A 23,654-nucleotide genomic window follows, 5' to 3' on the forward strand; every position below is an offset into this window, starting at 1 on the left:
GTACTGCGCGGACTTTACCAAGCGTACAAAAACCCCTTAATATCAAAAATAATATTAAGGGGTTTATTGGTTAAGTGATACCTATTTATAGCAATTATTCCTGCCACTGCTCAAGCGTAAACTTGGTTTCTAAATGCTTCTCTAATGCTGGTATATTAAATGCGTCATCTTCACTGACAAAGCTAATGCTAATGCCTGTTTGCCCAGCGCGGCCCGTACGACCAATACGGTGGACATAATCATCTGGTTGATCTGGCAAGGTATAGTTGACCACATGACTGATATCATCGACATGGATGCCGCGCCCGGCGACATCGGTCGCCACCAAGATAGATGCGTGACCATCTTTAAAGCGCTGCAAGTATTTCTCACGTTTTTGCTGAATCACATCACCTGAGAGCATGACAATCTTATGTGCTTGACGCAGTTTATGATAGAGACGCTTGACTTGATCTTTGCGATTGGCGAATACAATGACCTTTTCAACGGCCTCATCACTAATAATACGCTGCAGGGCTTCGAGTTTTTGATCCTCTGTCAGTAAGTAAAAGTGCTGATCAACCAATTCGCTGGTTTTGTGTTCTGGCTCGATTTCCACAAACTGCGGCTCATGCAACCAGCGATACGCCAAATTCATCACATCTTGGTTAAAAGTAGCAGAAAACAGTAAGCTTTGACGGTCTGTATTGGCGGGCATACGCCCCACAAGGCGCTTGATATCAGGGATAAAACCCATGTCCAGCATACGGTCTGCTTCGTCCAATACCAACACCTCTACTCGATCTAAATACACCATGCCTTTATTGGCAAGATCAATCAGACGGCCAGGCGTCGCCACCAAAATATCAACGTATTGGCGCTCAAGCTCATGCTGCTGGGTTTCGTAATTGGTCCCACCCATGATACAGACACTATGCAGCGATGTATATTTGGTCAATGCTATGCAGTCGTCAAATATCTGCTGAGCGAGCTCACGCGTCGGTGCCATAACGACTGCACGTGGCTCACCAAGATAGCGCTCTTCATCATGAGCAAAAGGACGTTTGAGTAACGCCTCCATAATAGTCAGCAAAAACGTTGCTGTCTTACCCGTTCCCGTTTGCGCCTGTCCGATGGCATCTTGATTTGCTAATGTATGCGGTAGTATTTTTGCCTGAATAGGCGTTAAATCAGTGAAACCCAAATCACTCACTGCCCGCAGGGTCGCGGTTGAAAGTGGCAAATCAGTAAACGTTGTAAAATTACTCAAAAAAATATCCTTTTAAATTAGTTGCTTGTATTTTATCAATCACAAATCAGCTCACAATAAAATTTTATACTGACATAAGCGTGACCAATAGCAGTCGCAACATTATATCTATAGATGGCCGCTAGACATACGGGTACAAAAAAAGCCAAGCCCAATACCTGACCTACCAAATATGCTGTTGTTAACTCAACATGGGTAAGACAATACGGGCTTGACTCAGTAGTATATCAGTAGTTCGTACAGACATTATAACTAAACTGCTTTAATGTCTGGATAGATTACTCTTCTAACTTTCTGACTTCTTCAGCTTGTAGACCTTTTTCACCTTCTACTACGCTGAACTCAACTTTTTCGCCATCTTTTAAAGAACGATAGCCATCACCCTGAATCGCGCGGAAATGGACAAAAATATCTTCTCCGCTGTCACGTTGAATGAAACCAAAGCCTTTTGAGTCATTAAACCACTTAACGATACCTTGCTCACGAGCTGACATAATATTACTTCCTAAAAAAGTTCGCTTAGCCCCAAATTCCTTTGCAACATTGCATATAAACGGGATCTAAGATGATGAAATCAAAAACTTAAGAGTACTAATCTAGCCACAGTCATCTTTAAAACGCTTATATAAAAGAAAGCTAATCTTGCAAACTATCTCTCATATCAATGACAGTAACAAACTTGCAATATTTATTGCATAAAAAATATCATAGCACGGGTTTTTAGCAACATAAAGACTTTTAACACGCTTTTTAATGCATGGGTGAGTTTTTCCTGTAATTTTTTTATAACTCAGCCTACAAGCTGCTATTATAAAGGGATACGCTGCATCAGCTTGTGCAACCTATTTGTCATGCATACCTTATTCATTATAATAAATCATCCACATATTTAAACAGCGATAGAGATTACTATGACGTCCTCTTCTCCATATACAGCAGCAGAAAATCCTGCTGACCAACACATCGATCAGACCCTCAATCACAAACTGCTATTGGTGAATGGCGTCAACCTGAACTTATTGGGTAAGCGTGAGCCTGAAATTTATGGCCATATGACGCTAGTAGATATCGAAAAACGCTTGGTCGAACGAGCCGCTCAGCACAGCATTGAATTAACTTGTATACAGTCAAATCATGAAGGCGATCTAGTAGATAAGATCCAATACTATGGCTTATTAGCAGACAAATCTGCCCAAGCTGATGCCATTATTATCAATCCTGCTGCCTTTACCCATACCTCAGTTGCCCTACGTGATGCCCTATTGGCCACGCAAAAACCCTTTATAGAAGTACATTTATCCAACGTCCATGCGCGTGAGCCTTTCAGGCATCATTCCTATTTGAGCGATGTCGCAGTCGGTGTCATCTGTGGTTTGGGTCATATGGGTTATGAGATGGCACTAGACTACTGGCTAAGCAATATTTATTCAGTCAATACAAGCACTTAAGGTGTTTTCTAATTTTATAGATTACTAGCTTTGTTAATAAAGTAAAACTTCTTATTTTTCACACATTTTGTTTTTCACACATTAGTTAAACAGTAATTGTTTGATGAAAATAATAGAATTATGACTGAGCAAACAATCCACTATATGGTGATATGAATGGCAAAAACGTCCGGAAAGCGCTTTATGAAACTCGCTGGCATGACAGCAAGCATCGCCGGCAAAGCCGCTAAAAACTCGTTTAAGCATCTCTCGAGTGACGAAGAAAAGCGCTTACAAGCTCGCTCAGACTTGATGCAAGACGTGGGTATCCAGATTGCCGAGACGTTGGGTGAGATGAAAGGTGCGGTGATGAAAGTCGGACAAATTGCCTCACAGTACAAAGACGTGTTCCCGCCTGAGGTCGCAACTGCCCTAGAAAAACTCCAAAAAGATGCACCGCCCATGCCTTATGCGCAAATACGTGCACAAGTTGAGCGTGAGCTTAAAGCACCGATGGCAGAGCTGTTCAGTGAGTTTGACGAGACGCCATTTGCCGCAGCATCTATCGGGCAAGTCCATAAAGCTGTGCTACCTTCTGGACAAAGAGTCGTGGTCAAAGTCCAGTATCCTGATGTCGATGAAAACTGTGATAGCGACCTCAAACAGGTGCGCATGGCGCTAAAAATTGCAGGTGTGCTCAATATGAGTAAGCAGTTGCAAGAGCAGTTATTTAATGAGATTCGACAGAGTCTACACGACGAGTTGGACTATACCAAAGAGGCGCACAATCTGCGTGTATTTGGTGCCTTTCATGCTGATGATGAAGGTCTCATTATCCCAAAAGTCATTAGCAGCCACTCTTCTAGACGGATTTTGACACTGACTGAGGAGATGGGAGAGACATTGACCGTCGCTGCAACATGGGACAATGCCATTAAGCAAAAAATAGCAAAGCGCCTATTTCATTTTACCGCAGGACAACTATTTAGTCTGTACCGTATGCATTGTGATCCGCATCCAGGCAACTTTGCTTTTCGGCAGGATGGTAGTGTTGTGGCGTATGACTTCGGCGGTATCCGTAGTTACAGTGATAGCGAGGTCCAACTATTCCGTCGTTTTGCCAAGCATGCTATCAAAGGCGATGTGACCGCGCTTGAGCAAGACCTTGTCGCCTTAGATATTCGCCGTGATGATGATAAAAACATCCCTGGCGAGTTTTATGAAAAATGGCTATCTATTGGTCTAAAACCACTATCTATCCGCCCATACCAAGAAGGGCCATTTGATTTTGGTAGCAGTCAAATACACCATGAGGCGATTGCCCAAATGCGCACTTCATTAAAATACTTCGGTCAGTTTCAGCCCTCAGCCACAACGATGATGCTAGATCGCACTATATCCGGACAATATTGGAACTTGGTCAATCTTGGCGTTGAGACTGACCTCTCGCCGCTCGTTGATGAGTACATTGAGGTATAGATAAGAGAGCAATCGGTAGTGATATAAAACCTATCACTACCTATCACTAAATGTGGAGCGCGTGCCCGCAGCGATCACAAAAGTCTGCGCCTACTGCATGACCAAATTTACCGCAGTTTGGACAAGTGACAGGGTTGAGCTGCGGACGCATATTACGAGCCAGCTCAGAGGTGAATATCCCTGTTGGTACAGCAATAATCGAATAACCTGTGATCATAACCATGGTTGCAATTGCTTGGCCTAACGGCGTCTTGGGTGACATGTCACCGTAGCCAACCGTGGTCATCGTGACGACCGCCCAATAGATAGACAATGGAATACTGGTAAACCCGTTCTCAGGCCCCTCTACTACATAAATAATTGAACCAAAGATGGTTACCAATAGCACAAGGGACAAGAAAAAGACTGTAATTTTCTGCTGACTGGTTTTGAGTGCAGAAGCCAAAAAACCTGCCTGTTGCATATAGGCTTTAAGTTTTAGGACACGGAATACACGTAAGATACGCAGCACTCGTATGACTAGTAGATACTGCACCCCTACAAATAGTAAGCTCAGATAGCTTGGCAAAACAGACAACAAATCCACTATCCCAAAGAAGCTAAACGCATAGCGCAAGCGATTGGGTGCTGAAAACAACCTTAGTGCATACTCAATGGTAAATAGAATGGTAAAAAACCACTCTGCATAAAAAAACAACGTGCCATATTGCAAGCGCATGTACAACACACTATCAAGCATGACGACAGCCACACTGGCCAAAATCGCAATCAATAATACAATATCAAAGAGCTTACCCAAACGGGTATCCGTACCTTCGATAATAATATGCGTACGGTTACGCAAGTGTATTAGGGCTTCAGCGGTTGGTTGCTTCATAGAATCAGTAACTTTATAAAATCAATGGCTTGATAGCGTTCCATGACTTAAAATGTGATGGATAAGGGCAAGTTGGTCAAAACAGTTAAAACTGGTTTATAATATTGCTCACTTATCATAGTGAATACAATCTATAATTTGCCACAGTGTAGCAAAAAAGCACTCTCAACAACATACAAATCGTTAACGTGCAAGTAGCGCTATTACCTGATATAGACAAAATAATGATAGTATAAAACAAGGTGATCAGACATCGAAGGCTGTAATTCATCGCCTTTTTGCACATAAAAAATAATACGTAAACCTTAAGGATGTTATATGGCAGGCCATTCAAAATGGGCAAATATTAAACACCGTAAAGCCCGTCAGGATGCAGTAAAAGGTAAAATATTTACCAAAATTATTCGTGAAATCGTCTCAGCTGCCAAACAAGGCGACCCCGACCCTGACAAAAACCCGCGCTTACGTGCTGTTATCGAAAAAGCGCTATCAGTCAATATGACTCGCGACACGATCAACCGTGCTGTCGACCGTGGTACAGGCGGCGGTGATAATGAAAACATGGAAGAAGTCAGTTACGAAGGCTACGGTGTCGGCGGTGTAGCGGTACTGGTCGAAACCATGACTGATAACCTCAATCGTACGGTCAGTGAAGTACGTCACGCCTTTACCAAATGTGATGGCAATCTTGGTACTTCAGGCTCAGTGGCTTATCTGTTTACCAAACGCGGCGAGATCACTTTTAATGATGTAAGCCTAGAAGATGAAGTCATGATGGTGGCACTAGATGCGGGCGCCGTTGATATCGAAAACGATGGTGAAAGCTTGCTTGTCATCACTGAGTGGGAAACTTTCGGTCAAGTTCAAGACGCGCTTAACGCTGCTGGTCTTGTCTCTGACAATGCTGAGGTGACCATGTCACCATCTACCACGGCTGAAATCGACAATGTAGAAGATGCTGAAAAAATCCTAAAGATGATCGATATGTTAGAAGATGCGGATGATGTGCAAGAAGTTTATACTAACGTCAACTTCTCTGCTGACGTCATGGCGCAGCTTGAGGGATAGCCAGCTTAATAACTAAATACTGGCAAGAACACCCCCAGAAAAAAGCACCAATCAATTGTCGGTTTGGTGCTTTTTCTGCTCACTCACTCAATAGTTCAAACGTTATATTTATCTTTATGTTCTACACCTAACCCCTTCAAGCGCCAGCAGATATTCCTTCTTATCTAATCCACCTGTATAACCGCCAAGCTTACCGTCACTCGCAATCACTCGATGACAAGGAACGATAATACTAAAAGGATTTTTGCCATTAGCCTGTGCAACCGCACGGAACCCTTTCGGGCTATTAACACGCTGCGCGAGGGTGGCATAGCTGATGGTTTCGCCATAGCCAATCTCTTGCAGCGCCCGCCATACGCTTTGTTGAAACTCAGTACCCATAGAAAAATCTAAGGGTAAGTCCAATGTCTTGCGTTTACCAGCAGCATAATCTTTGAGTTGGAAAATCGTTTCTATCAGTAAAGCTTGAGTAGGCTCTTTCATGCTTAGGCTATTGCTGTCTATAAAGGTAAAGTCTTCATCTGTCAGGCCATAATATTTCTTGAGTTTGGGAATAGACTTTGAGTTGTGCCACGTATTACCTGATAGCAGCCAGTTGGCTTCAACGAGCACAGGCTGGTCATGCTCATCGAGACGAGCAATGAGCGTTAATCGATACGATCCAAAAGCTGCTTCGGTCACTATCATGGCTTTGATTTCCAAATTATTTTAAAGATTGTTTAGCCGTTACAAATAGCGGTTCTACTCTTTGTCATCTGTCTCAAATAAAGCAGCGACAAATTGCTTCGGACTAAAGGCGCGCAAATCATCAATCGACTCACCCACACCAATATAACGGATAGGCACGTCTGTCGTTTCGGCAATGTTAAACACCACGCCACCTTTCGCAGTACCATCTAGCTTCGTAATGGTGATACCTGTCAATGGTACAATCTTGTTAAATAGCTCAACTTGGTTAATGGCATTTTGACCCGTGCCAGCATCGAGTACGATCATACCTTCATGCGGAGCGCTTGGATCAGCTTTACGCATCACGCGCACCACTTTCTCTAACTCTGCCATCAAATGCGTCTTGTTTTGTAGACGGCCAGCGGTATCTGCTATGAGTACGTCGATATTTTTTGCTTTGGCAGATTGCATCGCATCAAAAATGACAGAAGCACTATCAGAGCCATGACCTTGTGCCACCACTGGAATATGATTACGCTCGCCCCAAATCTGTAGCTGCTCGGTGGCAGCCGCGCGAAAAGTATCCCCTGCCGCTAGCATGACTGATTTGCCTTCACCTTGCAAACGCTTGGCAAGCTTACCGATGGTTGTGGTTTTGCCCACACCATTGACGCCCACAACTAAGATAACAAATGGTTTTTTGCTAGTATCAATCACCAGCGGCTCAACTTTTGGCGTTAAGATATCAACCAGCTCACTTTGCAAGGCTTTATATAATGAATGGGCATAAATCAAGTCACCACGGGCAGTCTGCTCGGTCAGGCTCTTGATGATACGGTTGGTCGCGTTAACACCGATATCAGCAACCAGTAACTGATCTTCGACCTCTTCTAACAGCTCGTCATCAATCTCTTTACCACCGATAAGTATGCTGACCATCCCTTCGGCCAAATTTTTACGTGACTTACTCAGCCCCGTCTTCATACGGTTAAACCAGCTGCCTTTTTTCTTATTTTCTGGTGACTCTTCAGCAGTTTCTTGCGGCGTAGTCGCTTGTACATTACTGCTAGCGACTGGACTCACGCTTGGTGTATCGCCTAATTGCTCTTGTAATGGCATGGCAGGAATGGTTGTCGCAGTGTTAGGTTTGCTCGTAGTGCCTGTCTCTTTAGCGCTCGAAAAGCTCTCAGAGGCACCTTTAGGGACGTTATGCTCTTCTGTCATAACAATTGGCGTGGCCAAAGCAATATTTTCTGCTGCCTGATTGTTTGAGACGTCTGGATTTGCCGTATTATCCCTTTGTGGCGCAGCACTCTCTGTTTTATCAATAATGGGTACAGATTGCGCCGGCAAACTGGGTAAGGTAATATCATCGTCATCTAAGTCATCAAGACCATCATCGAGGTTGATGACCACACGGTTGCTATTGTTTGGGTTATTCATAAGTTTGCCCTAAAAGTTATCGCTATTAATTATTTGTTTATTGTAAATGGATTTTTAGATTGTCATAAGCTTGCCAGCTATATGACCATGGATTTTAGCCTATTTTAGCATAATTCAAGTCGCGCTTAGCCCTTACCATAGTAGACTGTCGTCAAAAATTATCTGCTCAAAAAATCACATAATGATTTGAGAGAGTTTTGCTTAAGGTTTGGACACAAAATTCTGACTTGTTCCTTGCAAGACTTCGCCTACTCTACCAAGACTCATTCAAAAATCCTTATTAGGAAACGCTTATGTCATCACTCTCTAAACACTATAAAAGCATTGCCAATATCAGTGTGGCGATTTTGCTAACGACAACTGTATTATCTGTGGCAGGTTGCAATACTACGCAAGAGTTCAGACCGACCGCTAGTGTCATGATTGGCACACAGACATCACTGTGATGCATTGTATTGCTATGATTACGTCCATCACTTCAGTCATTATTTTATATAAGTAGACCATACCATGCCATTTTCTTTACCACTATCTACTACGCCATTACGCATTGCATGTGCTTTAACGATGGCAACATTATTTTCTGCCTGTCAAACCACCGCATTACCTTCTAGCACGACTACCACTACAAAAAATACGGTCACGACAGATGGGTCATCTCAAAGCGCATTTAGTAAAAATAAAACAACTGATGAGGCAAAGCCCTCTGCGTTGACAATGGATATGTCAGGTCGACATGAATACCAGTTAGAAAATGGCCTAAAAGTCATCGTAAAAGAAGACCACCGTGCACCCGTCGCCATGACCCAGATTTGGTATCGGGTGGGCTCGGCAGATGAGCCGCTGGATAAAGGCGGCATCTCTCACTTACTTGAGCATATGATGTTTAAAGGCACTCCTGATGTTTCAAGTGATGATTATGAGCGTTTAATTGCCAAGTTTGGCGGTGTGAATAACGCTTTTACCAGCTATGATTATACGGGCTACTACGAGCTATTTCCTGCCAATCGTATGCCATTGGCGTTAGAGCTTGAAGCAGATCGAATGAAAAACCTCACCTTCAGTGACAAAGAGTTTGCCAAAGAGCACCAAGTCGTCATGGAAGAGCGACGTCAGCGTACTGATGACAATCCCCTTGCCAAAGCTTACGAATCCTTTCGTTTGCTAGCATTGCCTAACAGTCCAAAGGGTGAATCTGTCATTGGGCCCATGAGTGAGCTAGAATCCATCAAGCTCTCGGATTTAAAAGACTGGTACAAGACATGGTATGCACCCAATAATGCTACTTTAGTCATCGTCGGCGATGTGCAACCACAAGAAGTACTCACTCAAGTCAAACGCTATTTCGGCAAGCTCGCGCCAAGCAACGTACCTAAGCGTAACGCTGTCACTCAAAAAGGCTTTCGTGGTTATCAAAAAGTAGACTCTGAGCAAGCGGTGCAAGTACCCGTTTTGCTAATGGGTTACAACGTACCTAGCCTAGTGACAGCAGGCGCAAACAATGAAAAACAGGCTTACGCCCTCTCGCTTGCTCAAGACGTACTTGATGGTGGTTTATCTGCACGCTTGGAGAGTCGATTGATACGTGAGCAAGGTCTACTGACCACGGTTGGTACTTCTTACGATTTGTTAGATCGCGGCGATGGGCTATTTATGATTCAAGCGACACCACGTGAAGGTGTCAGTTTAGAACAAGCGCAACAAGCCATAATATCAGAGATAGAAAAGCTCAAAACCGATCCCATTGCCGCCGATGAAATCAGTCGCGCCAAGACCAATGCCGTCACTGGCCTAGTATATGCACAAGACAGCATGGAAGGACAAGCACGTATGATCGGCTCACTACAGTCTATCGGGCTAGATGACAGATTACTTGCTAAGTTACCAACCAAACTAGATGGTATCAGTGTCGCTGACATTCAGGCTACCAGTAAGAAGTATTTGGTTAAGGACAACTTAACGGTGATGCATATCGTGCCCCCAAAAGAGAACACTACCAAAGCACAATAAATACTGCCTGTTATCAGAACGTCTCATAAAAGCGACGATATAACCGTATTCTTAATAAGAAGAACATCATGATTCAGAATAAATATGACTCTCAAACAAGACACAAATCTTTGAGTAATGCTTTGCCCTCTACATCATCTAATCTCTCATTAAAAAAGCTATCATACCTTAGTACCAGCATAGTTTTTGCGTTGAGTATATTGGCTAATACTGCCCAAGCCGACACTACAGGCGCTGAAGATTACCGAGCCCCTACTGCTGTTGATGCAAGTGCGCCGATTGCAGCTTTATCTAAACTTACCAGTATCGATGATGCCAAATCTTTAAAAGTCACAGTGCCAACGATTCAAGAGTTTAAGACCAAAGCTGGCGTCCCTGTCATGTTCGTTCAGACCACAGCCTTACCGATCGTCGATGTGGACTTACGTTTCAACGCTGGTAGTGCCCGTGATGGCAGCATCAGTAAAGACGGTTTTGGCATCGCCAACATGACCGCAACGATGCTTGAGCAGGGCTCCAAAAACTTAGATGAAGATGCGTTCACACGTGCTGTTGAAACACTAGGCATCAATCTGGGCAGTAGTGCCTATAAGGATATGTTCATTGTTTCGCTACGCAGCTTATCAGACGATAAACATCTTTTACCAGCTGTTGATTTGATGACGCAAATGGTGAGTGAGCCTACGTTTAATGACGAGGTATTAGCACGTAATAAGTCACGATTACTCGTTGGCTTACAGCAGCAAAAACAAGACCCTGGCAGTCTTGCCAGTATTGCCTTTGATAAGGCTTTATACGGCAGTCATCCTTACGCTCATCCCTCAGTCGGTACGCTAAAGAGCGTGCCAACTATCCAGAAGCAACAGCTGATAGACTTTAAAAATCGGTATTTAGTGGCGGCAAATGCCTCTATCGCTATGACAGGCAATCTGACCTTGGTACAGGCGAAAAAACTGGCTGAAGATATCACGACTAGACTGCCTGCTGGTCAAGCTGCCGCTGATTTACCCGAGCCTAAACCTCTCACTAAATCGCAGCACATTCATATTCCCTTCCCAAGTACCCAAACCACTGTATTGATGGGACAATTAGGCAGTAAACGTGCAACCAATCCAACAGCCCAGCAGCAGCAAACCAATTTTGCGGTTGGTAACGAGGTAATGGCAGGTGGTGACTTTAATGCCCGTTTGATGACTGAGATTAGACAAAATCTCGGGTACACCTACGGTATTTCAGGATCAATGAATCCGATGCTAGCACGCGGGCCTTATCAGATTGGTTTTTCAACGCGCAATGACAAAGCACGTGCGGCAATCGATGCAAGCTTAGCGGTTATCGATGACACGTTAGAAAAAGGAGTCACTCAGGACGAGATACGCCTGACCAAAGACAATCTCAAAAATAGCTTCCCGATGGGTTTTGCAAGTAATGCAGGTATCAATGGTTTGTTAGGAATGATGAATTTTTATCAATTGCCAAACACTTACTTGGCCGATTATGTCAACCGTATTGATCAAGTCACGCTGTCAGGGGTCAACAAAACGCTGCGCGATACCTTAAATCCGGATAACTTTTTAATCGTGACAGTTGGGCAAGACGATCCTTGGAAGGGGATAGAAGCGACGACAAAAACGACCAAATAACAAGAGGGAAATAAGCTAGGTTAAATTCACTCAGTTAGATAATGAATAGCGTGAGTGATGAGCGATTCAGTATGCCCGACTCATCACTCATTTGCTTATTATCTTGTCACTGACTTGTGCTATCAAAAAAGACTACGAATACTCTTTATCAGAGTTATCAGAAATGGTCATTACGATGTCGTAATTGAGGTTTTGAGGCTTATAGGTGGCACCATTGTAGCTTAGTCGAATGACATGCTTGTCGTAAGACATGACCTTATAACCACCATTAGCAAAGTTATGTAGCGCGGGAACTATAAGTAAGGCTTCGATTTGGCGATTGTTGGTGGCGACTGAAATATGCTGACCCTCTCGAGGATATAGGAAATAGTCACAATAATCGTTTACCATTACTTCTGCAACGCGCTCAATAACCTGACTACCCTGTTCTTCTATCAACTTTGGGCATACATCAGCGCGCTCTGAGGCCAAACGAGCATAAGAGTTTCTAATACTGTCTTCAATGTTTTCAGAATTTTGTGCGATGCTATCACGTGTTAGCGCAGCTTTATCTGTCACCAGCGAGCTGTTTTCAGGATAGGGTTCTGGACTGCAGGCACTCACCAATAATACGGAAAATGATGCCATTCCTATTAACGTGGTGTAAATATATTTTGAGCGAAAAAAACGTTGTTTCCTTTCATTCGATTTACTGCATCTTGCAACTGCTGAATGCTGCTTTGTCATAAATCCCGCTTATAATAACCGTGATCTTCTTCCTTGAAGATCGATAAGGATATACAGATAATTGATAAACATGCCACTATTAGAGCATGAAATTCTAATTCCAAACAATTTTTTAGTGAACTTGCGCGTCTAGCCAGCTCATCCTATTAATCATTTAGCTTTAAAATTTATAAGCGATATTATACTGTTTCTCGTTTTTTTATTGTCACTAATTTGAGTGTGCGCTTGCTTATGACGCGTTAACCCTTAGCTATAGTGAATTCAGTATAAAAACGATACAGTGGGACTGGGATAAATTTTTCGCAGCCTCTGTCTGCGTAGGCACAGCACGCAAGGAAAATTTAGACCAGTTCCACCTTGATATATAATGTATCTGTTTTATTTAGGATTGACTATATCTAATAGCGACAAGAAGAGCTACTACTGGCATGGTTAAAACCCCATTTACGATAACCATCGGTATCGAGATGAATCGCACCTGTGGCATATAAACCCAAGCCAAAGTTGTAAGACTGTCCTTGATATTGCCAAAACTGGCACAGGCCATCCTGCATCGTACTAAGCCGCCATAAGTTGTCTTCGTACTCTGGCACCCAAATATCCATGGCACTTGCATTCATATGCTTGCTACTGCCAGCACCGCCAGCACAGTCGTTCAGCCCAGGGCTACGATACACCGAGCGTATCTCAGTACTTAGAGGCAAAATGCCTTGATTTTTTAGCTCACTATAGAGGTGTAGTGTTGGCACGATATTGGCCCACAACTCTCGCGGCGGCAGCTGATAAGGCTCATAACCGCATTTGTCCCAGCTGCGCGCGGTGGTAAGTAGCTGAGACAGTGGTGGTACATTTTGTGCACCCACACGTGCACTCAAATAGCGCTGATATTCGGCTACTTGCCTAGCACGGTAACTATTGCTGTTGAGCCATGCATTAAAGTCCATGCTCGTAAGATCGTTATTAGCACTATTATAGGTGTTATTCGTTGTGCTATAGCTGTTATTACGGTAAGTTGTATTATAAGTCGCTCTTCGTTGGTTCACATTAACGCGTTTGTTTTCCTCGATAGACAGACTGGCATCAATTTCAAAATCACGCTGCTTTTGTGCAATCAAGCTTTGCATACTATCGCCATTTGATGCATTTGCGCCACTTAACATAGTGACACCAGGGCGCTGACTAGAGACATTGTTAGAAGGCGATATATAAGCATTGCTAGTGTCGCCACTGCCTTGACGCACTTCGATACGGCGTTCACTACTATCAGTTATAATAGCGGCATGAACACTGATGCTACTCATACAAACAACCAGTGCAAGAATAGGCTTCTGGATTTGTCCATAGTTACGGTTTTTTGATTTTATCATTGCAGGAATCTACCGCTAAAAACGTTTTATCGATACTATCAAATTTTCAGCAAGCAGGCTAAACTATCGCCTCTAATCTGAGGCAGGATATTCGTAATTAACACTTATCCTTATCACTTTTATAATTCAGTGACTTTATTGCCTAGATGTTAAGTATCTGCTTGTTTTTTTGTCCGTGAGCTTCTATTAGAATAGAGACCGTCAAATACTCATCACATATTTTATATAAGACAGCTTAGATAACCTCTCCCTTTTACTCCAACTGCTAGCCAAACTTTGCCTATGTCTTCTAACCCGCAATACCGTTTTTCACGTCAGAGCCATCACTTAGGCAAAAGTCATGCACCGACGATCTGGCAACGTATTCACATCGATCCGTGGTTGACCTTGCTTTTGTTAACAGTTTGCTGCATTGGCCTGACGATTTTATATAGTGCTGCCAGTCAAGACGTTGGCATGGTCATACGTCAGATGGTAAGTTACGGTGTGGCATTCACCGTAATGTTTGCGATGGCACAAATACCGCCAAGCCTTTACCGTACCTTTACGCCTATATTTTACGTGTTAGGTCTTATATTGTTGGTATTGGTTGATATCATCGGTGAAGTGCGTATGGGTGCTCAGCGTTGGATCAACTTACCTGGGTTTGGTAGTGTGCAGCCGTCTGAGTTTATGAAGCTTGGTATGCCGATGATGTGTGCTTGGTTTTTGTCCAAGCGTGATCTTCCGCCATCACCGTCCAGTATTTCCATTACTCTGGCATTGATTATCGTACCCGTGTTATTGATTGCAAAAGAGCCTGATCTTGGCACTTCGCTTTTAGTCGCTGCTAGTGGCATTTTTGTGCTGTTCTTGGCAGGTCTGTCTTGGCGTCTGATTTCTGCTGCTGTGATTTTAGCGATACCTTTTATTGCGTTTGCTTGGAACTTTTTGTTGCATGATTATCAGCGTACGCGCGTCCTAACCTTACTCAATCCTGAAGCCGATGTACAAGGTGCTGGGTGGAATATTATCCAATCAAAGACCGCTATTGGTTCAGGTGGTCTCACTGGCAAAGGGTATTTAGAAGGCACACAGTCGCATCTGCATTTTTTACCAGAAGGTCATACTGACTTTATTATTGCAGCTTTCTCTGAAGAATTTGGTTTACTAGGTGTCATGCTGCTGATGTTTATTTACTTTTGCCTTTTGTCGCGTGCCTTGTATATCGCTTTCACCCATCCTGACATTTATAGCAGGCTGCTTGCGGGCGCTATTGCCATGTCTTTCTTCGTTTATATATTCGTCAATGTCGGTATGGTTGGCGGTATTTTACCTGTTGTTGGCGTACCCCTTCCTTTCATCAGCTATGGTGGTACCGCTATCGTGACTTTGATGGCAGGTTTTGGCTTATTGATGTCGATTCACACTCACAAATCTGGTTAAAAACACTTATAATCAATACCTTATATGGTGAAACCATTATAAAAATGGTATAGCAAGATTAAACGCTATTTTTCGCAGCCTCTGGAGACGCAGTCATAGCAAGCAAAGTAGCATTTAATCGAGCGCGTTTCCTATGCTGTATCAATTTTATTGAGGTTCTACTATATATAAAACATCAGTAAATTATCATTGAAATATGACAAACACACATCATTTATATCTCTCAAAAACACTGAGCATAAAATAAAGCACTCTCGCATGACTAATGACAACAAAGTTTAGATTAAATCAAAGTATCAGCGATTTTTCTACTATTAATATTTTGTTACTTTTAATAGATACTACATAATCCCCAGTCATGACCAGCCTATCAAAAGGCTTTATGAGACATAAAGCATTGTTATTTAATTACTTGTATCATACTGTCATTAACAGTGATTTTTTAACAAAAATGAATTGTAAATCAGGGCTGAAATATTTTATTTCTTGTTTTTTACAAAAAATTGCGTTAACCTCGTTTTACTGTACTTTGATACATAACCCGTACATAGCCACTAACAAACTTTGCATTTAATTATACTTTGGTTGTAGATTGGTCGTATAGTTAGCATCTTGTAGATTTCAGACTTTCAAATACACTACTTAATTAACGGTTTAATAACAAAGCATCACGCAAAAACTTTTAAACCCTTCATTACTTTAGCAATATCAGAAAGTTTGTATATCGGAAGTTTTATAGATACGACATATAGTGACATTGGTACTTACTCTCTAAGTTAAAAATAAGTACTCAATGAATATCGCTGACTATCATTTAAGCATGTCCTAAGTAACTACGGTCATTACTACCGCTACTTATGATCATAAAATGAAAAATTGCCATATATTGAAACCTATAAGAGTCTCGCCCTAAATATTAATCGCTATCAAAACAATAGATTAATATAAAGATTCTAGAGTTTGATTCACTGTTAGATTGGTCTAACGCTGTCATACTCAATCTAAAAATTTAGAGTTAGGTTTTGGTGTATAAGTTATAGAGGTATTTATGAATAAGCGTTTATCTGGTTTACTTACTATGTCGGCAGTTTTATTCGCTGGCTCTGCAGTTGCTACAAATGTAAATGCTGTAGAAGCAAAAACCTCCCTTGCGATGATTTCACAAGATAACGCCTCCCATATCGATCGTGTACTTGGTGAGCTTAGCCGTCAGCATGATGGTGCATCAAGTTTGGTCAAATCAGCACGTCAGCCTACTTCATTAGCACTTAGTAGTTCACTATTAGCGAGTGATACCACTCAAGTCACCAATGATGAAGATGTGTTAGAGCGTCTAACCGCAGTAGCCTCTAATTCTGTTAGTAAATTTAAGCAAACTGGTCTTGCCTCTTGGTATGGTCGTAAGTTTCATGGTCGTAAAACAGCCAGCGGTGAAACCTTTGACATGAATGGTTTGACGGCAGCACATCGCTCATTACCACTCAACTGCTATGTCAAAGTGACCAACAAGACGAATGGCAAGAGCGTTGTAGTAAAAGTCAATGATCGTGGCCCATTCCATGGCAACCGTGTTATGGACTTATCTTACGGCGCTGCTAAGCGTTTAGGTATCACAAACAAAGGTGTTGGTAACGTTTCTATTGAGCGTGTTTCAGGGCCTTAAGTTTAGACAATTCATATAAGACAAACACTAAAAGCGCCTAACTTATCATGAGTTAGGCGCTTTTTTGATAACATCCTTTATACTTCCTGAGACTATCTATAACTCAAAGGCACTTTCGATGGCATCGTCAAGACGTTCAACAGCAATCACATTGATTCCTTTAAATTGAGGCGCATCTTTAGCAGGTGCATTGGCCTTTGGAATAATCGCATGTTTGAACCCATGCTTCATCGCTTCTTTTAAACGCTCTTGACCGTTGGGTACTGGACGGATTTCACCAGATAAACCGACCTCACCAAACACTGCTAATGACGATGGTAATGGCTTTTCTTTGATGCTTGAGGCACATGCCAACAACACTGCCAAATCAGATCCAGTCTCTATGACTTTGACGCCACCAACAACGTTGACATAGACGTCTTGTCCACTGGTATGAATGCCACCATGACGATGCATCACTGCTAGTAGCATGGACAAACGCTGGAAGTCCAAACCCAACGCCATGCGTCTAGGCTGTCCTTGGGAGTCATCCACCAACGCTTGCACCTCAACCAGTAATGGCCTAGTCCCTTCACGGCTAACCATAACAACAGATCCAGCAACGGGCTTATCATAACGGCTCAAAAATATCGCTGATGGGTTGGCAACTTCTTTGAGCCCCATGTCAGTCATGCCAAAAATACCCAGCTCATTAACCGCACCAAAACGGTTTTTGACTGCACGAATCATCCGAAAACGTGAGTCAGACTGACCTTCAAAATACAATACCGTATCGACCATATGCTCAAGTACACGTGGGCCTGCTAAAGTGCCTTCTTTCGTCACATGGCCCACTAAAAATAGCGCTGTACCTGTTTGCTTTGCATAGCGCGTTAAGATCGCGGCAGACTCTCTGATTTGACTGACGCCGCCTGGTGCAGAATTGATGGCGTCAGTATAAATAGTCTGGATAGAGTCAATAATAGCAATGGCTGGCTGCTCTTGGGTCAAGGCCGCACAAATGGTTTCCACATTGGTTTCTGCGAGTACGCGAAGTCTATCAGCAGGTAAATCTAAGCGTTTGGCACGCATAGCTACTTGTGCAAGTGACTCTTCGCCAGTCACATAAAGCGCACTACCTGCCAAAGAATCAGCACGTGCCATATTAGTCGCTGTCTGCAACAATATGGTTGACTTACCAATACCAGGATCACCACCAATTAGTACGACAGAACCAGCTACCAATCCACCACCTAGCACACGATCAAACTCACTAATGCCTGTTGGCAAGCGTGTGTCTAACGTCACACTGACTGCGTTAAGTGGCATAACTGCGCTGTGAGTGCCAGAGTAGTTACCAGCTGGTGCAGCAGTACTACGAGAAGTGGAACGGCTGGCATTAGGCTTGGCAGTACTTTTATTGTGATGCGGCATACTGACATTTGGCGCTTCTACCAAGCTATTCCATTCACCGCAATCTGTACACTGCCCTGCCCATTTGCCAAAATGCGCGCCGCAATTCTGACAGACATAACTGCTTTTATTTTTTGCCATAAATGATGAGCCTTATCCAGATGATTAGTCGAGAATAATGAATAAAATATCGTACGCTCTTTGATGAGTGGGAATGTAAGAGTGTTTGTCGCGATCAGTCAGTTGTGAGTATCCAAAGCTGTATTTGATAGAAGGGAGAGCGTTAAGCGTAGGTTATTCTAAATATAATGAAGATGTTGACTGCTGGCTTTATAAGTTAGTTGCAATGCTAAAATCAGCAGTTCGTGTAGATAAGAATATGAGTAAAAAATGATTTATCACAGCGGGCTATACTTGAAAGTCTTTACCTAAGTAAACAGATTTGACCAGATCATTTTCTAAGACTTCCGATGAAGTACCTTCGGCAATGATAGCCCCTTCTGAAACAATATAAGCCTTTTCACAGATGGCTAACGTATCACGAACATTGTGATCAGTGATTAAGACACCAATACCACGATTTTTCAGTGTCAAAATAACGTCCTTGATATCGCCAACAGAAATGGGGTCTACACCGGCAAATGGCTCATCCAATAAGATAAATTTAGGATCCGCTGCTAGCGCACGAGCAATTTCACAGCGACGACGCTCGCCGCCTGACACACTCATTCCAAGTGAGGTACGTACATGTTCTAAATGAAATTCGCCAATCAGCTTTTCAAGCTCTTGCTGCTGCTCAGCTTTACTTAATTCTGTACGAGTCTGCAAAATCGCCAATATATTGTCTTCGATAGATAATTTACGGAAAATCGACGCTTCTTGCGGCAAATAACCAATACCAGCACGAGCACGCTCGTGCATAGCGTATTTAGACAGATCCATTTTTCCTAGAGTGACACGGCCCTTATCCATATTGACCAGTCCCACCACCATGTAAAAACTGGTCGTTTTACCAGCACCATTCGGGCCTAGCAGTCCAACAACTTGGCCTTGCTCAACAGAAAACGAGACATCTTTGACTACCCAGCGCTTGCCGTAACGTTTACCCAAATTTTGCATAGTCAAGCGAGCGACAGGCGCCGTATTGCTATTTGATACTGAAGAATCTATATTTTTACTGTCACTCATAGCTTACTCTTGCTTTCACGATATTCGTATACTACCAAAAACCTATTCATGCTTTGGTTGGCTAGGTTAGCGAACGCCACTTTGGTTGGTATTATTATTTGGTGGAAATACCAACTCTACTCGCTGATTACCACCAGCGGTCGCTTCTACATCACCTGCTTTTAGACTATAACGAATAACATTACCGGCAAAACTTGCCCCATTCTGAACCAGCTTGGCATTTCCTGTTAAGGTGATAATGCCAGATACCGCGTTATAATCAATCTTATTTGCCTGACCTTTTGCCAAGCCTTTTTCTTGCGTCACAACCTGCTGCATAGTTGCTGGACGACCCGTCGCTACCGCTGAATTAATGCTGCGCTGCTGCGAGAGATTGACTGTAATATTGTCCGCAGTCATTTTAAAAGTACCTTGAGTAATAATGACATTACCTGAGTAACTAGTGACGCCAGTACGCTCACTATAAGTGGCCTTGTCCGCTAGCAGTTTGATTTGCTGATTGGCATCTGATGGCAGTGCATGGCTATACAATGGTAGGGCTAACAACATAAACGTTGGAACAACACGTAGCTTATGTGAGCAGATTGATGCGCATAAAGTAGGCAAAAATTTAGATTTCATATAATAACTCGTTTCATAATTGGTGATAGGATTTGCAAACTTCATGATGGCTGCTGTTTTAATGTAGTAGAAAACGCTAGTTTAAAATAATGCTTTGTCTTGACGATCAGCGGGCGTAAAAGCGACAGCAACTTGCCCAAACTCATATTCACCCGTTTCCAGATTGGCAGTCATGCTGGATGCTTCAAAACGATTCATCCCTTGTTCAATTTTGACAGGCTCATCGCTATACACTTGACCAGACTTTGTATTGCCTTTTAGGGTACTACCAGTCACTTTGATTGGCTCAATATCAGACGCCTCTTTATTACCTTCGCTAACCAGTGTAAAACCACCTGATAAGCTCAACTCCCCTGTTTGCTGACTGATGGCTGCACTACCTGCTTGAATACGGTAGCGCTGCTCTGTTGACGGCTCCCAATTCATCGTGATGCCTGACATCTCATCCTGATTGGTCTCAGGATTATGCGTTAAAGACTCAGCAGTAAGTTCATACTCAGTTTCACCTTGCTCATTCGTCTGAACTGCTTTGATATCAGTGGCTTCATAATCGACATCTGTCGTCTCGATATTGACTGGTGGCGATACATCCCCTTGTTGCTGGAAAAACCAGCCCGCAATACCGGCAATAATCAACGCTAATATAATAAGAACACGTGTATTCACGACAGTTCATCCTGAGCTTGAGTTTCATCAAGCGTATAATGTGCGATAAAGTCTTGATAATGTCCATGACCCTTCAAGATGAGATCACATACTTCACGTACTGCGCCGGTACCACCTGCTCGAGTGGTGACCATATCACTGCGTTTTATGACTTCCGCGTGTGCGTTGGGCACGGTTGCTGCAAACCCTACCGTTTGCATCGCTTTAATATCTGGCAAGTCATCACCCATATAAGCGCAGTCGGCAGCAGTAATATTGAGCGCAGGATCAAGAGACGATAATAACTCTTTTAGTGCAATGAGCTTATCATCCCGTCCTTGTACCACGTGATTGACACCCATTTCTGTTGCACGTTTATCAACCATAGCGCTGCTACGCCCAGTAATAATAGCAGTTAAAATGCCATAACGCGCTAGAGACTTAACACCCACGCCATCCTGTACTGAAAACGCTTTGGTTTCGATACCATTTGCGTCGTAGATAATTTGACCATTAGATAAAATCCCATCGACATCCATGACCAATAGCTTTACTTGTCCGGCTTTTTTTATTAAATCTTGCATTATTTGTCTCTTTTTGACGAATATTTTTCTAACTATTTTATATGAAAAACCAATCGTTCTATCAACTATTAATGAATTACTTTACACCAGCTTGTAATAGATCATGAACAGTAATGACTGCTTCTAAACGATCTTCATTATCAATAATTAGTAATTGACTGATACCATTTTCATTCATGACACTCAAGGCATCCGATGCGCGCATTGTTTTACTGATATGGCGTGGGTTACTAACCATTACCTCATTCATCGGCGTTTGTAGATCAATACCTTTTTCAAGAACACGGCGTAAGTCACCATCTGTAAATACCCCAACGACTTTCTCATTATCATCCGTCACCACTGTCATCCCTAAGCGTCCAGCAGACATCGTAAATAGTGCTTGCTGTAGCGGTGCTTGTTGGTGAATCAAAGGTAAGTCTTCTGACTTGGTATGCATTAAATCTTCGACACGCGTCAATAGTTGACGACCTAATGCGCCCGCTGGATGCGATAATGCAAAGTCCTCAGAAGTGAAGTTACGAGCATGTACCAAGGCGACCGCTAGAGCATCCCCTAACGCTAAGGTAGCCGTTGTACTCGATGTAGGGGCAAGATTGAGCGGACAAGCCTCTTGTGAGTGGCCAAGGGTCAAAACAATATCAGCCGCTCGTGGCAGCATACCGCGTTTATCTCGGCTGATACTAATTAGAGGGATGTTCAAGCGTTTGACCACTGGCAGTAGCATCTTAATCTCATCGGATTCACCAGAGTTCGAGATAGCAAGCAGTACATCACCTTTGACAAGCATGCCCAAATCGCCATGACCTGCCTCACCAGGATGCATAAAAAAAGCAGGCGTACCCGTCGAGGCAAAAGTCGCTGCTATTTTACGTCCAATCAATCCTGATTTACCCATGCCCGTTACTACCACTCGACCCTGACAAGCCAAAATAACGTCACATGCTTGTGCAAACCTGTCATCTATCTGCTCTGTCAACAATGCTAATGCAGATATCTCAGTATTAATCGCGTCAATAGCCGTTGTGATAAATTGCTCATGGGTCAAATCAGTTTTAGTATCGCTCATGAATCTGCTCTATTTTTATAATGAATCAACCTAGTATTTTACTATACTCTGTTTCATATTAATAATGGCCTACCATTTATATAATGGAGGCAGCCATTATTTTTTACAGTAACTATCTGCTTATTTATATAAAAAAAACCCACTATAGCAGCAGGTCTTAATCGTATAAATCATGTCTCTTGATGTATAGTTGGATAATACACTCAATTCGTACAACTAATTAACTATTGGTATCATTCGATCCGTTGTCCGGCTTTTCTTCAAAGCCCGTACCGTCTGTCGGTGCATCAAAACCACGATCCTGTCCAAAGCCGCCGCGCTCAAAACCGCGTTCCTGACCTTGTCCAAAGCTACCACGCTCAAAGCCACGTTCTTGACCTTGACTGAACCCTCCGCGATTAAATCCACTACGACTAGAGGCGAAACCACGCTCTTCAAAACCGCCCGCAGCAGGATTGCTGCCACGCTCAAAGCCACCACCTTGATAGCCAGTTTGCGCTAAGCCTTGAGGTTGAGCGCCAGTACCTGTAGTGGTTGTACTACTACGCGGGTTACGAGCTGGCACTACGGTTGAGATGGCATGTTTATATACCATCTGACTGACTGTATTTTTGAGGAGTACAACATATTGATCGAACGATTCAATTTGGCCTTGCAGCTTGATACCGTTAACCAAAAAAATAGAGACAGGAATGCGATCTTTGCGCAGCGAATTCAAGAATGGATCTTGTAAAGTTTGTCCTTTTGACATGAAATCTCTCCTAAATATTATATAGTTATGTTTTGAGTGCCAATTATTCTAAGTGTCAATTTAATTATAGTGGCTAAAAGGTAGATACAATAATATGTTTTCTTTATAAAACGTATCTAAATAAATATTCATTGTTCTTAAGTTATTCCACTTTATCGCGAATACGTTATTATTGTAAATAATTAAGTAACTACTTGTTTCACTAATTATTTTATCTACAAATGTCAACTAATGCTTGTTATCGAAGCAGTTATATTCGTTTCCTACTGCATTTTCAGATAATTTAAATTATAACAGCTATCTATGCTAATTTTTGAAACTAATTGTGATTATGCTTTTATCTCTGAATAGAGCTTTC

22 protein-coding genes are annotated in these 23,654 nt (G+C 42.7%); 8 read left to right on the plus strand and 14 right to left on the minus strand.

From position 1 onward, the window contains the following. Positions 1 to 94: 94 nt before the first annotated feature. Together AS194_RS03315 and AS194_RS03320 are read right to left on the minus strand one after the other, a co-directional pair. The gene (locus AS194_RS03315; RefSeq protein WP_058024052.1) at positions 95 to 1,249 is read right to left on the minus strand and encodes a DEAD/DEAH box helicase; all 1,155 of its coding nucleotides are present in this window, start codon (positions 1,247 to 1,249) and stop codon (positions 95 to 97) included. 278 nt (positions 1,250 to 1,527) lie between these two features. After that, the gene (locus AS194_RS03320) at positions 1,528 to 1,743 is read right to left on the minus strand and encodes a cold-shock protein (protein WP_058024053.1); all 216 of its coding nucleotides are present in this window, start codon (positions 1,741 to 1,743) and stop codon (positions 1,528 to 1,530) included. A gap of 417 nt (positions 1,744 to 2,160) precedes the next feature. Between AS194_RS03320 and aroQ the strand changes: the two genes are divergently transcribed. Then, on the plus strand, positions 2,161 to 2,697 hold the full coding sequence (gene aroQ / locus AS194_RS03325; protein ID WP_058024054.1) for a type II 3-dehydroquinate dehydratase: 537 nt from the start codon (positions 2,161 to 2,163) through the stop codon (positions 2,695 to 2,697). Positions 2,698 to 2,853: 156 nt separating this feature from the next. After that, the gene (locus AS194_RS03330) at positions 2,854 to 4,155 is read left to right on the plus strand and encodes an ABC1 kinase family protein (protein WP_058024055.1); all 1,302 of its coding nucleotides are present in this window, start codon (positions 2,854 to 2,856) and stop codon (positions 4,153 to 4,155) included. A 46-nt stretch (positions 4,156 to 4,201) separates the two neighbouring features. On the opposite strand, the gene AS194_RS03335 is transcribed toward AS194_RS03330, so the two are convergent. Then, positions 4,202 to 5,032 (minus strand): ion transporter, encoded by an 831-nt coding sequence (locus AS194_RS03335; protein WP_058024056.1) that lies wholly within the window; start codon positions 5,030 to 5,032, stop codon positions 4,202 to 4,204. A gap of 318 nt (positions 5,033 to 5,350) precedes the next feature. Here AS194_RS03335 and AS194_RS03340 point away from each other — a divergent pair, with 318 nt between their 5' ends. After that, positions 5,351 to 6,100, plus strand: coding sequence for a YebC/PmpR family DNA-binding transcriptional regulator (locus tag AS194_RS03340; RefSeq protein WP_058024057.1), 750 nt, complete (start codon positions 5,351 to 5,353; stop codon positions 6,098 to 6,100). 114 nt (positions 6,101 to 6,214) lie between these two features. Here AS194_RS03340 and AS194_RS03345 read toward each other — a convergent pair whose 3' ends face one another. Together AS194_RS03345 and ftsY are read right to left on the minus strand one after the other, a co-directional pair. After that, the gene (locus AS194_RS03345; RefSeq protein ID WP_058024058.1) at positions 6,215 to 6,787 is read right to left on the minus strand and encodes a methylated-DNA--[protein]-cysteine S-methyltransferase; all 573 of its coding nucleotides are present in this window, start codon (positions 6,785 to 6,787) and stop codon (positions 6,215 to 6,217) included. Positions 6,788 to 6,841: 54 nt separating this feature from the next. After that, the gene (ftsY, locus tag AS194_RS03350; protein WP_058024059.1) at positions 6,842 to 8,212 is read right to left on the minus strand and encodes a signal recognition particle-docking protein FtsY; all 1,371 of its coding nucleotides are present in this window, start codon (positions 8,210 to 8,212) and stop codon (positions 6,842 to 6,844) included. A gap of 293 nt (positions 8,213 to 8,505) precedes the next feature. Between ftsY and AS194_RS13715 the strand changes: the two genes are divergently transcribed. From AS194_RS13715 to AS194_RS03360, 3 genes are all read left to right on the plus strand, one after another. Continuing rightward, complete coding sequence (locus AS194_RS13715) at positions 8,506 to 8,658, plus strand: hypothetical protein (RefSeq protein ID WP_156770952.1); 153 nt, start codon at positions 8,506 to 8,508, stop codon at positions 8,656 to 8,658. A 64-nt stretch (positions 8,659 to 8,722) separates the two neighbouring features. Further along, entirely contained in the window at positions 8,723 to 10,222 is a 1,500-nt protein-coding gene (locus AS194_RS03355; RefSeq protein WP_058024060.1) for a M16 family metallopeptidase, read from the plus strand. Between the two features lie 200 nt (positions 10,223 to 10,422). Continuing rightward, on the plus strand, positions 10,423 to 11,865 hold the full coding sequence (locus AS194_RS03360) for a M16 family metallopeptidase (RefSeq protein WP_227511565.1): 1,443 nt from the start codon (positions 10,423 to 10,425) through the stop codon (positions 11,863 to 11,865). A 132-nt stretch (positions 11,866 to 11,997) separates the two neighbouring features. On the opposite strand, the gene AS194_RS03365 is transcribed toward AS194_RS03360, so the two are convergent. Both AS194_RS03365 and AS194_RS03370 read right to left on the minus strand, forming a co-directional pair. Then, positions 11,998 to 12,492: a hypothetical protein gene (locus tag AS194_RS03365; protein WP_058024062.1), complete on the minus strand. Its 495-nt coding sequence runs from the start codon at positions 12,490 to 12,492 to the stop codon at positions 11,998 to 12,000. A gap of 497 nt (positions 12,493 to 12,989) precedes the next feature. Next, the gene (locus AS194_RS03370; RefSeq protein ID WP_058024063.1) at positions 12,990 to 13,958 is read right to left on the minus strand and encodes a D-Ala-D-Ala carboxypeptidase family metallohydrolase; all 969 of its coding nucleotides are present in this window, start codon (positions 13,956 to 13,958) and stop codon (positions 12,990 to 12,992) included. Between the two features lie 282 nt (positions 13,959 to 14,240). Between AS194_RS03370 and rodA the strand changes: the two genes are divergently transcribed. Both rodA and AS194_RS03380 read left to right on the plus strand, forming a co-directional pair. After that, positions 14,241 to 15,383, plus strand: coding sequence for a rod shape-determining protein RodA (gene rodA, locus AS194_RS03375; protein ID WP_058024064.1), 1,143 nt, complete (start codon positions 14,241 to 14,243; stop codon positions 15,381 to 15,383). Positions 15,384 to 16,431: 1,048 nt separating this feature from the next. Then, positions 16,432 to 17,046: a septal ring lytic transglycosylase RlpA family protein gene (locus tag AS194_RS03380; protein ID WP_058024065.1), complete on the plus strand. Its 615-nt coding sequence runs from the start codon at positions 16,432 to 16,434 to the stop codon at positions 17,044 to 17,046. 96 nt (positions 17,047 to 17,142) lie between these two features. Here AS194_RS03380 and radA read toward each other — a convergent pair whose 3' ends face one another. The 7 genes from radA to hfq form a co-directional block, all read right to left on the minus strand. Further along, positions 17,143 to 18,579 (minus strand): DNA repair protein RadA, encoded by a 1,437-nt coding sequence (gene radA, locus AS194_RS03385; RefSeq protein WP_058024066.1) that lies wholly within the window; start codon positions 18,577 to 18,579, stop codon positions 17,143 to 17,145. A 267-nt stretch (positions 18,580 to 18,846) separates the two neighbouring features. Next, positions 18,847 to 19,557, minus strand: a complete 711-nt coding sequence (gene lptB, locus AS194_RS03390; RefSeq protein WP_371532639.1) for an LPS export ABC transporter ATP-binding protein — start codon at positions 19,555 to 19,557, stop codon at positions 18,847 to 18,849. 135 nt (positions 19,558 to 19,692) lie between these two features. Next, entirely contained in the window at positions 19,693 to 20,175 is a 483-nt protein-coding gene (gene lptA, locus AS194_RS03395; protein ID WP_227511569.1) for a lipopolysaccharide transport periplasmic protein LptA, read from the minus strand. Between the two features lie 153 nt (positions 20,176 to 20,328). Beyond that, positions 20,329 to 20,913 carry an LPS export ABC transporter periplasmic protein LptC gene (gene lptC, locus AS194_RS03400; RefSeq protein ID WP_058024069.1) on the minus strand — a complete coding sequence of 195 codons (585 nt, stop codon included), beginning with the start codon at positions 20,911 to 20,913 and terminating at the stop codon, positions 20,329 to 20,331. Then, positions 20,910 to 21,476, minus strand: coding sequence for a KdsC family phosphatase (locus AS194_RS03405; RefSeq protein ID WP_058024070.1), 567 nt, complete (start codon positions 21,474 to 21,476; stop codon positions 20,910 to 20,912). The genes lptC and AS194_RS03405 overlap by 4 nt, the downstream gene beginning before the upstream one ends. 76 nt (positions 21,477 to 21,552) lie before the next feature. After that, positions 21,553 to 22,545, minus strand: coding sequence for a KpsF/GutQ family sugar-phosphate isomerase (locus tag AS194_RS03410; RefSeq protein WP_058024071.1), 993 nt, complete (start codon positions 22,543 to 22,545; stop codon positions 21,553 to 21,555). 220 nt (positions 22,546 to 22,765) lie between these two features. Further along, positions 22,766 to 23,296, minus strand: coding sequence for an RNA chaperone Hfq (gene hfq, locus AS194_RS03415; protein WP_058024072.1), 531 nt, complete (start codon positions 23,294 to 23,296; stop codon positions 22,766 to 22,768). Positions 23,297 to 23,654 lie beyond the last annotated feature (358 nt).

This window comes from Psychrobacter piscatorii (assembly GCF_001444505.1).
GTDB lineage: Bacteria > Pseudomonadota > Gammaproteobacteria > Pseudomonadales > Moraxellaceae > Psychrobacter > Psychrobacter piscatorii_B.